Below are 14086 nucleotides of genomic sequence, written 5' to 3'. Positions count from 1 at the left end.
ACCCGTTGCGCATAACTTGCCCTATTGCGTAAGTAATCGAACTCAACCCAATTTATGAATCATTTGAATCGCTTAGTCTGGTTTGTTCAAGAAAATCCGCCGCTTCTCGCCTAAGCGAGGCTGCAATGGAAACCCGCTTCTCGACATTGACGATCAGAAACACCAAATTTGCACAATAAAAAGGGCCCCGCAGGGCCCTTAAAATTCGATTTGTCAGCTCGACTAGTTGTCCAAGAAAGACCGCAATTTGCGGCTACGACTTGGATGCTTCAACTTGCGCAAAGCCTTCGCCTCAATCTGACGAATACGTTCCCGTGTCACGCTAAATTGCTGGCCAACTTCTTCCAGCGTATGGTCGGTGTTCATGCCGATACCAAAGCGCATCCGCAACACACGTTCTTCACGCGGTGTAAGCGAAGCGAGAACCCGCGTTGTTGTTTCGCGCAAGTTCGACTGGATCGCCGCATCAATTGGCTGTATCGCATTGCTATCCGGAATGAAGTCGCCAAGATTGCTGTCTTCCTCATCACCGATTGGCGTTTCCAAAGAGATAGGTTCTTTTGCAATCTTCAATACCTTGCGCACCTTATCCAAAGGCATTTGAAGCTTTTCGCTCAATTCCTCTGGTGTCGGCTCGCGACCAATTTCGTGCAACATCTGACGTGATGTCCGCACAATCTTATTGATCGTTTCGATCATGTGTACCGGAATACGGATCGTACGCGCTTGGTCGGCAATTGAACGGGTGATCGCTTGACGGATCCACCATGTTGCATAGGTCGAGAATTTATAGCCTCGACGATATTCAAACTTATCAACGGCCTTCATCAAACCAATATTGCCCTCTTGAATAAGATCCAAGAACTGCAACCCACGGTTTGTGTATTTCTTAGCAATCGAGATAACCAAGCGAAGGTTGGCTTCAACCATTTCCTTCTTGGCAATCGCTGCTTCGCGTTCGCCTTTTTGAACCTTTTGAACCAGCTGACGATATTCAGCAATATCAACGCCAGTTTCTTGGGCAAGTGTTTTGATCTCGTCGCGCAACTCTTCAATCATATCGCGTTCAGCGATAGCAAAGTTGGTCCAACCGGCAATCGGCAACGTAGAAACCCGATCAATCCATTCAGGATCAAGCTCAGAACCTTGATAGTGCTCCAAGAAGTCAACGCGCTTAATGCCGTAGCTTTCTGCCAACCGCAAAAGACGACCTTCAATACGCACAAGGCCTTTATTGATATCGTAAAGCTGCTCAACAAGCGCTTCAATCCGACCGTTATGCAACGATAATGATTTAACTTCCTTGATCACTTCAACATGAAGATCAGCCAGCTTTTTCTGCTTACCGGTCGTAAGGTCTTGTGAATTGAGTTTGAGTTCAACTTGCTCATCGTGCAATTTACGCAATTTTGCATAAGTGCTCGCGATCAGATCAAAAATCTCAACGACTTGAGGCTTTAGTTCAGCTTCCATTGCCGACAATGAGAGATTGTTCTCGAACTCGTCGTCTTCATCGTCATCTTCGTCATTGGTTTCGCCTTCTTGACCCTCTGGCTTTTTCTCATCTTCAGGGGTGCCATTCTTCGCATTTTCTGCCGCTTTAGCGTTAGCTTCAGCATTGGCTTGGACGCGAGCCAAGACATTGGGTCTACCATTTGTCGTATGGGCATTGGGTTCAGCTGGCTTCGCATCTGGACCAGCATATGTGGCTTCCAGATCGATAATGTCTCGCAACAAAATCTCACCTTCGGCCAACTGATCGCGCCAGATAATAATCGCCTGGAACGTCAAGGGGCTTTCACACAAGCCTTCGATCATGGTCTCTCGACCCGCCTCGATACGCTTGGCAATCGCTATCTCGCCTTCGCGGCTCAATAACTCAACTGTGCCCATTTCGCGCAAATACATGCGCACCGGATCATCAGTTCTGTCAGAACCTTCGCGAGCGTTCGATTTCGAAGCAACTGCCGTACCGGTTGCAACTGCAACCTCTGTACCTGTTTTGGCGCGTTGTTCGGCCTCGTGTTCCTCTACTTCATCTTCTTCGATAACAGAGATGCCCATTTCTGAAAGCATCGCCATTATGTCCTCAATTTGTTCGGATGACACTTCGTTTGAAGGCATCACCTCATTGAGTTCGTCATAAGTCACATACCCGCGTTTTTTCGCGAGCTTGATCATTTTCTTGACCGCAGAAGCGGAAAGATCGAGAAGGGGTCCGTCTTGACCTTCGCCTGATTCTGGCTTCTCAGTTTCTTTCTGAGCCTTAGTCGCCATTCATGTTCTCCTGAACGGGTAGCCGGCAAAATTGCCGAGAATATATGGTGAGACAACAAAGCCGAGACAGGGGCGATTGCCGTTAAATCCCCTAAGGGAATACAACAATCATGGTTTCAGTTTCGTTACCAAATGCAATAACTTAACGTCAGATGCACAAAAACGCCGACCGTAATCTTTCACTTAAAGATCCCGCGTCGAGCGCCCAGATAACGAACCAAATCCCTCAATCAGAGCCTCAGTGCCATCAACACTGGTAATCTGGTTCTGGATGTCACGCAGCCTTTCATACGACTCTTCGCTCGGGTCACTGCCCAGCGCCAATTCGGCTGCTTTAAGTTCTCTATTTAAGCGATGTGATTTATAATGCAAGGCCAAAGCGTGATTTAATCCAACCTCAGCGTCCTGACTGTCAGCTTCCGGGGTGACCTGCCATATGCCCTGCTGGCGCACAATATAGTCGATTTGGGCCAATTCAGTCTCACAACCGAACTTAGCAAGCGCTGTTCGAAGGTCTTTATTTTCAATCTCAGGATTTGCTGTCACTTGCGACATGACGACGTCCAAAATGCGCCGCACCACATTGGAAGTCAGATCAATTTCAGCCAAATCTTCTAAATGACGCTCAACGAGTTCCGGGTGATTGACCAAGCCAGCGATGATTACAGCTTCGCGAGATGCAACCCCAGTCGCAGCGGAATTTGGTGCCAATGTTTTTTTCAAAGAACTACCCAGCTGATAGCCCCCTCGCCCAACACTCACCGCGCCGCGTGCGTCACGTCCTGCATCACGCCGAAAGCCGGAATTGTTCTGGTTACTGCCACCTGTATATTTGCCCGTATACTGACGTTGCGGACGAAAATACTTATAGAGTTTGTCGTTAAACGCCTGCCCATAATGTTTGCTGACGGACTTATCGCCTATCTCGTTCGCAATGCCCCTAAGGCGGTGTTCGAGCGCGGCTTTGGCCTCAGGCGTATCGGCATTTACGCTGCGCGTTTCACGTTCCCAAACTGCCTCGGAAAGCGGTGTCGCACTTCCAAGCAAGTCCTCGAACCCTTTGCGGCCCTCTTTTTGAATCAAATCGTCAGGGTCTACACCGTCAGGCAGCGTCGCAATTTTGGCAGAAACGCCAGGTTTCAGCATCGGCAGCATGATGTCCATCGACTTGGATGCGGCGCGTTGCCCAGCAACGTCCCCGTCAAAACAAAGCACAGGACTGTCTGCCATTTTCCATAAAAGACCCAGATGTTCCTCCGTCAGCGCTGTACCAAGGGGCGCGACAGCCCCTTCAAATCCAGCCTGCACCAGCGCGATAACATCCATATAGCCCTCAACAACAATCAGTGGTTTGCCGTCATGGGATGCTTGGCGTGCCATTTGGCCGTTATAAAGGGTGCGCCGCTTATGAAAGAGCTCTGTTTCTGGCGAATTGAGATATTTTGCCCGCGCCTCCGGCGACATGGCCCGCCCACCAAACGCAACAACACGACCTCGAAAATCATTGATTGGGAACATCAAGCGATTGCGAAACCGATCAAACGGCACCGCAATATCATCGCCTGAAACCAAAAGGCCGCAATCAATCATTTCTTTGGCTGTAACGCCGTTTGAGGCGAGATACTCTTTCAGCCCGTTGCGACTATCTGGCGCAAATCCCAAGCGGAACATGTTTTGAAATTTTGGCAGCACGCCGCGCTCATGCAAATATCCTCGTGCCCGCGCACCCACATTTGCCGCCAATGCCTGCTCGAAATAGCTCGCGGCCAAATCCATCACGTCGAACAGCGACTTGCGCTTAATGTCCCGCGCTTCGGCTTGCGCATCACGCGCTGGCATTGGAATGCCTGCCTGGCCGGCAAGCTTTTCAACAGCCTCAGGAAAACTCAAACCTGATTTTTCAACTAGAAACCGAAAATGATCGCCCGAAACACCACAGCCAAAACAATGATAACGCCCACGGCGGTCATCTGCATGAAAACTAGGTGTCTTCTCGCCATGAAATGGGCAGCAAGCCCAAAAATCACCTTTTTGCGGCTGGGACTTCTTCTTGTCCCATACGACTTGCTCTCCCACAACTTGGGAGATCGAAATTCGATCCCGAATGTCGTCTAAAAATTGATCTGTAAACCGCATCGACACAATCTAAGGGGCAAGAGGGGCAAAGCGCAAGTGATGGAATTGCACTTTAAGGTGTTCAGTCCACAGCGCGTTCAAAAAACACGATATCGCCGTCAAAGCCAACTTCTTTGGCTCCATCTTTAACTATGTGCGTTTGGGTGAACCCACATTTTTGCAAGACATGAATGGATGCTGGATTGGAAGATAGCGCATGAGCATGGGCAACTTTCGCAAGTGAGTTTGACGAAATTTGCATTAGCCCAAACTTCACAAACTCAGACGCGAAGCCTTTTCCGCAATATTCTTCGCCTACCCGATAGCCGAACTCAGCTCGATCACCTTCAAAACTAATGTTCAGCCGACCCACAATTTGATCTTCTAAATAGGCGACATAGTACTTGCCTTCACCCGCATCAATTTCCCGCACAAGCGCATCAATAGCGCTCGCCATGCCCTCACTCGTCAACATTTTAGGTGGTCGAGGCGGCACAAATGCAGCAAAAAATTCCGCATTGCGCAATTCAAATGCCAATAGGGCTGCGCAGTCATCTGCGCTCACCAACTTGGTATCAGCCATGAGGTTATCCGTTCGTGCGAAGAATTCTTACTAGAATGCAGTTTAGAGTCTGGACCCTAGTTAAACCAAAGGGCAAACAGTCCAGTCTGCCCCCCGGTCAATCTAGAAAATCTTTGGAATATAGAATTATCGATGACCCGACCACGTTCTAAATACGGAGCCAAAGCAGCGCCATGTACCAACAGTAACAGATCAAAGTCGCCCGGATCATTCATGAGTTTGGCGAAATTGACGCCAACTTGTGTATCCGATGCGCCGTCTATTGAAGCACGAACCCGCCAAAACGGAATAAGCGCCTCACCTTCAAGAACGGCAGACATTTCACCCAAAACTGCCTGCCAGCCGAGCGCCATTTCAGCATCAACTTTAACCCCAAAAGCCGAGGTCTGCTTGCTGTTCGGCAGCCATTCCGCGTCATTGTCAGTTTCAAATTCAAGTGTTTGCCAAAATGCTGCATTGAAGGCGATCATTTCTTTAAAATGAGCCAACGCAAGTTGAGTACGTGCTTTTTCTGGCTTGCCATGCAATGCCGTCACAACAATAGCTATTGTGTCGATCAGATTTTCTTCACCCAAAATCGGGTCACGAACGACAACGCCCATCGCTTCCATTTGCTGACGACCGGTCCACACTTTCGAGATGGCGGTTGTTGGATCAACAGAAAGCACCATTTCCGACATGCCTTGCAGCACATGAACATAGGCGAGCAACCAATAGGCATCAGCACTGTCAAATTTTACAACTGGAAGCTTAAAAGACATCACTTTGACATCAATCGCCGCGCCCAAAAATCCGCTAATAGACTCGTCGTCGGTCCGAATGCCGTCTTTGTCAATATCAAACCAAACATTGTTCAGATCGACCGGCGCGACAAATTCTTTTCCCGCGACCTGTTCAAGCGTTGCTTGGGCCGTTTTCAATCGCTCAATCGCGCCGGTTAGCGCGACTTCAACAAAAGCAGGATCAAATTCAGCGTTTGGGTTGGTCCGCAAAATTGTGCGCCCACCCGGCACAAACGGCAATTGTCCCGCATATGAACTATAACGCTCTTGCAGGATAAATTCGATCGCCATCAGTGTTTCAACTGCCCCGCGCAAAAACTGGGTGCGCGGCTCTTGTGGCAATGTATCCAGATATTCCGCTGCCGGAGCCAAACCTTCATCCAACAATATTTGGTCGAATTGGCCCTGCTCTTGCGCCTGTGCGCCAAAAACGAACAGTACGAAAACCAAAAATGTAACTGCGAGTTGTCTCATGTGCATGGCCCCAATTGTATATGGCTCCCAAATGGATTATCCGTTCAACGCCGCTTTCACTGACTTTGAAGCGTGGCCAAAATCGATCCGACCTGGATATTTGGCTTTTAATATGCCGACAACTTTACCCATGTCGCGCAAACCTTCTGCGCCAGTTTCCGCGATGGCTGCAGCAATTGCCGCCTGCAACTCATCGTCGTTTAATGGCTGAGGCAAAAACTCCTGAATAACGACGATCTCTTCACGCTCTTGTTGAGCCAGTTCTGGACGATCATTTTCAGCATAAACAGTGGCAGACTCTTCACGCTGCTTCACCATCTTTTGCATGATTTGCAAAATCTCTTGTTCGCTCACTGGCTCTTTACCTTTGCCACGCGCTTCAATGTCGCGATCCTTGATCGCAGCATTGATTAAGCGGTAAGTCGAAGTCCGACGTGTATCGCGCGCTTTTAGCGCTACTTTGAGCGCTTGGCTGAGTTTGTCTCGCATAATTTCGCAAAATTCCCTGATGATTTTTAAGCAAGCTTATACCTAAGCTACACTTCAATGCCAATTGGTCTTTAAACATAAATCTAAGGGATTGATTTAAAACGGTTAAATCTTTGCTTCGAATCTGTTGACCAATTTTGCTTTCTCACATAGTGTCCGCCCGATCCAGAACAGCTTGAATTGCGCGACTAAAAACCAGGCGCAAACGCACATCCAAGCGGCAAAGCTGAACAATTGGATCGGTCAAATTTACGCCCACGACACAGCGTTTAAAGGATTTGTGATGACCGGCTGGCAAGAAGAAAAACCCAACGCACTTCTCATTTTACAAAATGGCACACGAATTGAAGGTCGTGGACTTGGTGCCACCGGCCACGCAGTTGGCGAAGTTTGCTTTAATACTGCCATGACAGGGTATCAGGAAGTCCTCACAGATCTTTCCTATGCCGGGCAAATCATCACGTTCACATTCCCGCACATCGGCAATGTCGGCACGAATGACGAAGACATCGAAACGCTAGAAAACGCCAGCGCGTCAGGCGCAAAAGGCTGTGTCTTGAAAGCAGACATAACCAACCCTTCAAATTACCGCTCCACAAGTCACCTTGACGCTTGGTTGAAGGCACGTGGCATTATCGGCATCGCAGGCGTTGACACAAGAGCGCTAACAGCTTTCATCCGCGAAAATGGTTTGACGAACGGCGTTATTGCACACGCTCCAGACGGTGTTTTTGACGAAGCCGCAATCAGTGCTGAGCTTGCAAAGTTCAAGGGGTTGGAAAACGCGGATCTAGCAGCAGATGTTTCCACGGCAAAAACCTATGAGTGGAGCCAAGGTCGTTGGGTTTGGAACGAAGGCTTTTCCGCCATCGACAGCCCCAAAAACCATATTGTTGCCATCGACTATGGCGCAAAAGCCAACATCCTTCGTTGCTTGGCCAGTGAAAATGTCGCTGTCACAGTCGTGAGCGCTTCCACACCTGCAAAAGACATTCTCGCGCTGAACCCAGATGGCATTTTCTTGTCAAACGGGCCTGGCGACCCTGCAGCAACCGGCGAATATGCCGTTGGCATCATCAAAGAGTTGATCGCAAGCGACAAGCCAATTTTCGGTATTTGTTTGGGACACCAATTGCTCGCCTTGGCACTTGGCGGCAAAACCGTCAAAATGCACCAAGGTCATCACGGCGCTAATCACCCGGTGAAGGATTTGACGACAGATAAAGTTGAAATCACATCCATGAACCATGGGTTTGCAGTAGATGCAGACAGTTTGCCTACCGGCATCACACAGACCCACATTTCACTGTTTGACCAATCAAACTGTGGACTAACGGTCGATGGCAAGCCGATTTTTTCTGTGCAATATCACCCAGAAGCATCACCCGGCCCACACGACAGCCACTATCTGTTCAAACGCTTTTTGGACAATGTGCGCGGTGTAACAGCCGACGCATAAGCCAGGCTGAGATTTGATGTGGGACGAAGGTTGCTAAACCAAGCCTTCACTCCATTTTTGTGGCGGCGCTTAGAGATAAGGCTCAGCACGAGGCAGTCCTCAGCAACAAGTATGCGCCTAACTTCACAAAGACATCTTCTTCGTCAAGTTCAGGCCATATAAGCAAAAACTATAGTCCAACTTCAATTGTTCCGACGCGATCAACGCTAAAACGTGTCGCACTGGCCAACATTACCCGACTTGTATCCCCGTTCGAACCACTCTTGTCGTTGAGCGGACGTACCATGGTTGAAATTCTTGGGCACCACAAAACCTTGGCTACGCATCTGGATGGCATCATCACCAATTTGCTCGGCGGCGTTCAGCGCTTCGGCAATATCACCGCGCTCCAATAAATTCTGCTCACCCACATAGTTCGCCCAAACACCGGCATAACAATCCGCCTGTAATTCGACACGAACTGAATAGGCATTGGCTTCTTCCTTGCTCATGCCACGTCGTTTTTGATTGAACTCAGGCAACACACCCGTCAATTGCTGAACATGGTGTCCAACTTCGTGAGCAAGCACGTAGGCCTGAGCGAAATCGCCCCCTGCCCCAAATTGCTGCCGGAGCTGATCGTAAAAGCTCAGATCAAGATAAATCTTTTGGTCACCGGGACAATAAAATGGCCCAGTTTGCGCGCTAGCTGTGCCACAAGGTGAACTGGTTGAACCAGAAAATACCACCAACGTTGGTGGCTGATATTGCAATTCATTTTGCCTAAAAACCTGCGTCCAAAGATTTTCGGTTTCGTTCAAATTAACGGCGACAAAATCAAACAATTCATCTTTGCCAGCGTCAGGCAAGGGCCGGTTGTCAGAAGGTCGAGAACTGGTTGTCCCGCCGCCAGTTGAAATGGACCCATCCAATAGGCTCATTGGATTGATACCCAGCGCCAAGGAAATCAACACGACAATGACAATCATCACCAAGCTGCCCGCGCCGCCTTTTCCCGCACGGCTGCGTGGCATCGGGATACGCACACGATTGCCACCTGAGCGCCCGGATGAGCGGGAACGGTTTCCACGTCGATCTTCGATATTTGAACTTCTATCGCGTCCTTGCCACTTCACCGTATGCGTCCTTTGAATTGCCTTCGTTCTACATGAACTCAATTAGCGTGAAAATCTGCGCTGAGCAAGTAAATGGGCAATGCAATGCGCAAGTGTTCAAGCCTGCCACCAACTCAGTCCAACAAATAACTGAGTCACAAAACTGTCGTTTTCTCGCCTTCAAATTGAAACAATTTCAGCCTATCGCTGCACTATTCCATTAAAGGTTAGAACAATGCCCACGAATAGTATTTTACCAAATGGTCGAATTATGACACATTGGCCCTGTCGTGTTTTTACTCAGCGACCAACAGGTGGTGAAATGCTCATAACAGCATTCGAAACATCGGAAATATCCGCCCCACCAATAAGTGCGCCAACTCAACCGCACAGATTTCAAACCACCCAGCGGAGGACAAAATGTCACTTCTAAATTCTATTTCACGCCGTTCATTTTTGGCAGGCTCTGCCAGTGCAGGCGCGTTAATCGCGATGCACCCATTTGCAGCAATGGCCAGCAATTCTCAGGCCCATTTGCGCCTGATGGAAACAACAGATATTCACGTTGCTATTCATCCTTATGATTATTACGCAGATCGTCCAAACGACACGATGGGTTTGGCGCGCACAGCCACTCTAATTGACAATGTTCGCGCAGAAGCCACCAACTCAATGCTCGTTGATAATGGTGACCTGATACAAGGCAACCCGATGGGTGACTACGTCGCTTACGAACGCGGTTTTAAAGACGGTGACCTGCACCCAATGATCGCGGCGATGAATACGTTGGGTTACGACATTGCTACGGTTGGCAACCACGAATTTAATTACGGACTGAGCTTCCTCGATAAAGCCCTTTCTGGCGCGTCATTCCCATTTGTCAGTGCAAACATTGTTATGGGCACCGTGTTGGGCGCGGACCCGACAAAAGACAAAACACTTTTCCCTCCATTCCAAATTCTTGAAAAAGAAGTTGTTGATGGCGCTGGCAATAAACGCCCAATTAAGATCGGCTTCATTGGTTTCGTACCACCGCAAATTATGGTCTGGGATTTCCAGCACCTTAACGGCAAAGTCACCACACGGGACATCGTTCAAACCGCAGAAGCCTATGTACCTTTGATGAAAGAACAAGGCGCTGATTTGATCGTTGCCCTTTCTCACTCTGGAATTAGTGGTGAACCACAAACCGAAATGATGGGCAATGCATCGCTGCATCTGGCTGGCGTTGAAGGCATCGATGTTGTGTTCACCGGTCACCACCATAATGTGTTCCCAAGCTCTCAGTATGATGGCATCGAAGGTGTTGATTCTGAAAAAGGCACTTTGCAAGGCAAGCCTGCTGTAATGGCTGGCTTCTGGGGTTCACATATGGGTCTTATCGATTTGCTGATCGAGCATGACGGCAACGCGTGGAAAATCATTTCCCACACATCAGAAGCCCGTCCGATCTCTGAGCGAATTGAACGCAAGGTAAATCCCTTGGTTGAGAGCGACGCAGCCGTTCTGGCTTCGGTGCAAAAAACCCATGATGAAACACTTCAATATGTGCGTACAGCCGTTGGCCAAACCGATGCCAAATTGCATTCGTACTTCGCGCTCGTCGCTGATGACCCATCCGTGCAAGTCGTCTCGCAAGCTCAAATGTGGTACACCGAGCAAATGATGCGCGGCACAGAGTGGGAAGGCCTGCCGATCCTTTCAGCAGCTGCACCATTTAAAGCTGGTGGCCGTGGTGGACCGGATTACTACACTGACGTGCCTGTTGGCCCTGTCGCCATCAAAAACGTTGCCGATCTTTACTTATATCCAAACACTGTTCGTGCCGTTGAAGTGACCGGCGCAGGCGTTAAAGAATGGTTGGAGCGTTCGGCCGGTATCTTTAATCAAGTTGAAGTGGGCAAATCAGATCAGCCTTTGGCCGATCCTGATTTCCCATCATACAATTTTGATGTGATTGACGGCGTTACGTACAAAATCGATATCTCACAACCGTCAAAATATCCACCTCGTGGTGGCGATGCCATCAATCCAGATGCAAATCGGATTGTTGACCTGCGTTATAAGGGCGAGCCAATCGATATGAACCAGCGCTTTGTTGTTGCAACAAACAACTATCGTGCGGGCGGCGGCGGCTCATTCCCAGGTTTGGGTTCAGACAAAATCATCTTTGTTGGACCAGATACCAACCGCGATGTCTTGGTGCGTTACATAGTTGAAAAAGGCACGATCAACCCAAGTGCAGACAGCAATTGGTCGCTTGCACCATTGCCGAACACTTCAGTGTTGTTCGAAACTGGCCCATTGGCAAAAGACCACCTGAGCGATGTTACCGCAGTGGACATCGAATATGTGGGTGAAGCGGAAAGCGGCTTCGGCCAATATCGGATCAATCTACAAAAATAGATTTGTCGCTTAAGATGACTAAAAAGGGGTGGCGCATAACGTGCCACCCCTTTTTCAATTTCGCGTGACCCCATTGAACGCAAATGCTTCAGCGGCGTAAACTAATAATTGGTGAAGGAACAATTTGCGGCAAAGCCCTTAACGCCCGCCCACACTGTTTACGAAATTTCTGACGACATAATTTGATGCCGTCAAATGGGAGGCGATTATGCAAATATCCAAACGACAATTACTCAAATCAGGTGCTGTTCTTATGGCAGGTATCACTTTTATTCCGTTCAATGCGCTTGCCGATGGCCACGCAGACCATCAGTTCGGCACCAATTCGGGCAAAATCACAGTTCACCCGATCAGCCACGCATCAATCGTTCTGGAAACGCCAGCTGGCGTGATTTATGTCGATCCGGTGGGTGATGCCGCACAATATGCCAGCCATCCAAAGCCTGATTTGGTTTTGGTCACGCATCAACATGGCGATCACTATAATGCCGAAACATTGGCCGCAATTGTTGGCGAAAACACAAAACTGATCACCAACCCAGCAGTTTTCGAAATGCTTCCGGCCGCGCTTAAAGAAAACGCAAGCCAACTGGCGATCGGTGGCACTATAGATTTCGCTGGCGCGCAGATCGATGCGATCCCAGCTTATAACACTACTGAAGGCCGTAAAAACTTCCACCCTGAGGGTCGAGACAATGGCTACGTGCTTTCGATAGATGGCACACGGATCTACATTTCCGGCGATACGGAAGACATTCCTGAAATGCGGGCGCTCCAAAATATCGATATTGCCTTTATCTGCATGAATTTGCCATTCACCATGGACATCAATGCAGCGGCATCCGCAGTAGCAGAGTTTAAACCCAAATACGTGTATCCCTACCATTATCGCGGTCGTGACGATGGCACCCAAGACCCGAAAGAATTCGCCAAACTTGTTGGCGAAATGGCCACGGTCAAATTTGGAAATTGGTACGGATAGAACGCAAAAGCCCGGTGTTTAACGCACCGGGCCATCTTCTCGAAGTATTGAACTATTTAGCATCTGCCGCGTTGCACCACACCTTCACGATCTCGATCAGTTGAGGTTTGACCTTTTCAAACTCCTCAACATCAGCAATTTTGCTGTCCGTGCAACAGGCGTATCTCCCACAAGAAGAGGAAAATCACCTTCAGACGTTGCATCTCTTGGTTCAAAAAATATAAGATAAACACATCCAGCGCAATCCATCCAAAGATGGATATTGCGCCGCCCCAGATGCAGAGTGAATGCCAATGACAATGCTTACTTTTCGCCACGCAACACGAAACGACATCGCAACTATTTTGCGCCTTTCGATTGGCGGCAATGCGCCGGGCCGCAAAATTGTCGACGATGCAAATGATGCGGATGCGCCTGAATATCAACGTGCTTGGGACGTGATCGAAAAGGACCCAAGCAATTTCTATATTATGGCTGAACTCGAAGGTGATGCGGTTGGCTGCATGCAGATCAATATTTTGCATTCCCTTGGCGGGCGCGGAAAATCCCGCGCTCAATTGGAAGGCATTCACATTCGTGCTGACCAACGTGGCAAAGGCTTGGGATCACAAATGATCCAATGGGCGATTGATCAAGCAAGGTCAAATGGCGCGCGTTTGGTGCAACTTACCTCGTCAAAAGTACGTCCAGAAGCGCACAGGCTTTATAAGAAGTTGGGTTTTGAAAACACTCATGAAGGATTTAAGCTCGATCTAACCAAGTAAGACTGAAATCGATCTTCTTAGCCGCGAAAGTCATCATGAAACTATTATATTCTCACGCCTCACCTTACGCTCGCAAATGCCGCATTACGGCGATTGAAAAGGACATCACCTCTGTTGAAGAAGTGTTGGTAAATCCATACGAGGAAACTGAAAAAGTTTCACAAACCAACCCTTTGGGCAAAATCCCATGTCTGATCTACGGAAACGGTGAAACGCTTTTCGATAGTTCGGTCATATGCGCTTATTTTGATACAATCAGCGATGGACCACGCCTTATGCCCGAAGAAGGGGTCGATCATTGGGCAATGCGACGCCACGAAGCCCTTTGCAGTGGCATTCTGGATAGCGCCGTTAACATGGTGATTGATGGACGCAAACCTGAAATTCAGAGGTCGGCGCACTGGGGCCAACGTTGGACTTGTGCCATTGCGCGTTCTCTTTCACAGTTGAATAGCGAGCTGGACCAATTCAGCGGCAACATTTCAACGGCACAAATTGCGTTGGGCGCAACCATTGGCTATTTAAATTTCCGGCTTGGCGACCATGACTTTCTTGCCCCTCACCCAGAGCTACATGACTGGTATGGTGAATTTTCCCAACACCCTTCAATGCAGCAAACAATGCCTAAATAACGATCACTGGCCGGTGTTTATGCTCAGCG

11 protein-coding genes are annotated in these 14086 nt (G+C 48.9%); 5 read left to right on the top strand and 6 right to left on the bottom strand.

The window, feature by feature from the left end:
• Positions 1 to 222 precede the first annotated feature (222 nt).
• From rpoD to ACSHWX_RS10870, 5 genes are all read right to left on the bottom strand, one after another.
• On the bottom strand, positions 223 to 2277 hold the full coding sequence (gene rpoD / locus ACSHWX_RS10890) for an RNA polymerase sigma factor RpoD (RefSeq protein ID WP_435668246.1): 2055 nt from the start codon (positions 2275 to 2277) through the stop codon (positions 223 to 225).
• 183 nt (positions 2278 to 2460) lie between these two features.
• Entirely contained in the window at positions 2461 to 4413 is a 1953-nt protein-coding gene (gene dnaG, locus ACSHWX_RS10885) for a DNA primase (protein ID WP_435668245.1), read from the bottom strand.
• A gap of 61 nt (positions 4414 to 4474) precedes the next feature.
• Positions 4475 to 4975, bottom strand: coding sequence for a GNAT family N-acetyltransferase (locus ACSHWX_RS10880; protein ID WP_435668244.1), 501 nt, complete (start codon positions 4973 to 4975; stop codon positions 4475 to 4477).
• Between the two features lie 56 nt (positions 4976 to 5031).
• Entirely contained in the window at positions 5032 to 6231 is a 1200-nt protein-coding gene (locus ACSHWX_RS10875) for a hypothetical protein (RefSeq protein WP_435668243.1), read from the bottom strand.
• A gap of 36 nt (positions 6232 to 6267) precedes the next feature.
• Positions 6268 to 6720, bottom strand: a complete 453-nt coding sequence (locus ACSHWX_RS10870; RefSeq protein WP_435668242.1) for a GatB/YqeY domain-containing protein — start codon at positions 6718 to 6720, stop codon at positions 6268 to 6270.
• Positions 6721 to 7003: 283 nt separating this feature from the next.
• On the opposite strand from ACSHWX_RS10870, the gene carA reads away from it, so the two are divergent.
• Positions 7004 to 8179, top strand: a complete 1176-nt coding sequence (gene carA / locus ACSHWX_RS10865) for a glutamine-hydrolyzing carbamoyl-phosphate synthase small subunit (protein WP_435668241.1) — start codon at positions 7004 to 7006, stop codon at positions 8177 to 8179.
• Positions 8180 to 8385: 206 nt separating this feature from the next.
• On the opposite strand, the gene ypfJ is transcribed toward carA, so the two are convergent.
• The gene (ypfJ, locus tag ACSHWX_RS10860) at positions 8386 to 9294 is read right to left on the bottom strand and encodes a KPN_02809 family neutral zinc metallopeptidase (RefSeq protein WP_435668240.1); all 909 of its coding nucleotides are present in this window, start codon (positions 9292 to 9294) and stop codon (positions 8386 to 8388) included.
• Positions 9295 to 9693: 399 nt separating this feature from the next.
• Between ypfJ and ACSHWX_RS10855 the strand changes: the two genes are divergently transcribed.
• From ACSHWX_RS10855 to ACSHWX_RS10840, 4 genes are all read left to right on the top strand, one after another.
• Positions 9694 to 11679 carry a bifunctional 2',3'-cyclic-nucleotide 2'-phosphodiesterase/3'-nucleotidase gene (locus ACSHWX_RS10855; protein WP_435668239.1) on the top strand — a complete coding sequence of 662 codons (1986 nt, stop codon included), beginning with the start codon at positions 9694 to 9696 and terminating at the stop codon, positions 11677 to 11679.
• Positions 11680 to 11887: 208 nt separating this feature from the next.
• Complete coding sequence (locus ACSHWX_RS10850; RefSeq protein ID WP_435668238.1) at positions 11888 to 12661, top strand: MBL fold metallo-hydrolase; 774 nt, start codon at positions 11888 to 11890, stop codon at positions 12659 to 12661.
• Between the two features lie 293 nt (positions 12662 to 12954).
• Positions 12955 to 13425 (top strand): N-acetyltransferase family protein, encoded by a 471-nt coding sequence (locus ACSHWX_RS10845; protein WP_435668237.1) that lies wholly within the window; start codon positions 12955 to 12957, stop codon positions 13423 to 13425.
• Positions 13426 to 13460: 35 nt separating this feature from the next.
• The gene (locus ACSHWX_RS10840; protein WP_435668236.1) at positions 13461 to 14057 is read left to right on the top strand and encodes a glutathione S-transferase N-terminal domain-containing protein; all 597 of its coding nucleotides are present in this window, start codon (positions 13461 to 13463) and stop codon (positions 14055 to 14057) included.
• Positions 14058 to 14086 lie beyond the last annotated feature (29 nt).

Origin of the sequence: Maritalea sp. (genome assembly GCF_051251695.1) — a bacterium.
Taxonomy (GTDB): domain Bacteria; phylum Pseudomonadota; class Alphaproteobacteria; order Rhizobiales; family Devosiaceae; genus Maritalea.
The sequence above is the reverse complement of the archived record's forward strand: the minus strand, read 5'-3'. Positions and strand labels throughout refer to the sequence as shown.

What these genes read in the sequence shown, in the direction of transcription:
- rpoD (WP_435668246.1), bottom strand. Translation starts at nt 2,277, where the DNA reads ATGGCGACTAAGGCTCAGAAAGAAACTGAGAAGCCAGAATCAGGCGAA.
- dnaG (WP_435668245.1), bottom strand. Translation starts at nt 4,413, where the DNA reads ATGCGGTTTACAGATCAATTTTTAGACGACATTCGGGATCGAATTTCG.
- ACSHWX_RS10880 (WP_435668244.1), bottom strand. Translation starts at nt 4,975, where the DNA reads ATGGCTGATACCAAGTTGGTGAGCGCAGATGACTGCGCAGCCCTATTG.
- ACSHWX_RS10875 (WP_435668243.1), bottom strand. Translation starts at nt 6,231, where the DNA reads ATGAGACAACTCGCAGTTACATTTTTGGTTTTCGTACTGTTCGTTTTT.
- ACSHWX_RS10870 (WP_435668242.1), bottom strand. Translation starts at nt 6,720, where the DNA reads ATGCGAGACAAACTCAGCCAAGCGCTCAAAGTAGCGCTAAAAGCGCGC.
- carA (WP_435668241.1), top strand. Translation starts at nt 7,004, where the DNA reads ATGACCGGCTGGCAAGAAGAAAAACCCAACGCACTTCTCATTTTACAA.
- ACSHWX_RS10855 (WP_435668239.1), top strand. Translation starts at nt 9,694, where the DNA reads ATGTCACTTCTAAATTCTATTTCACGCCGTTCATTTTTGGCAGGCTCT.
- ACSHWX_RS10850 (WP_435668238.1), top strand. Translation starts at nt 11,888, where the DNA reads ATGCAAATATCCAAACGACAATTACTCAAATCAGGTGCTGTTCTTATG.
- ACSHWX_RS10845 (WP_435668237.1), top strand. Translation starts at nt 12,955, where the DNA reads ATGACAATGCTTACTTTTCGCCACGCAACACGAAACGACATCGCAACT.
- ACSHWX_RS10840 (WP_435668236.1), top strand. Translation starts at nt 13,461, where the DNA reads ATGAAACTATTATATTCTCACGCCTCACCTTACGCTCGCAAATGCCGC.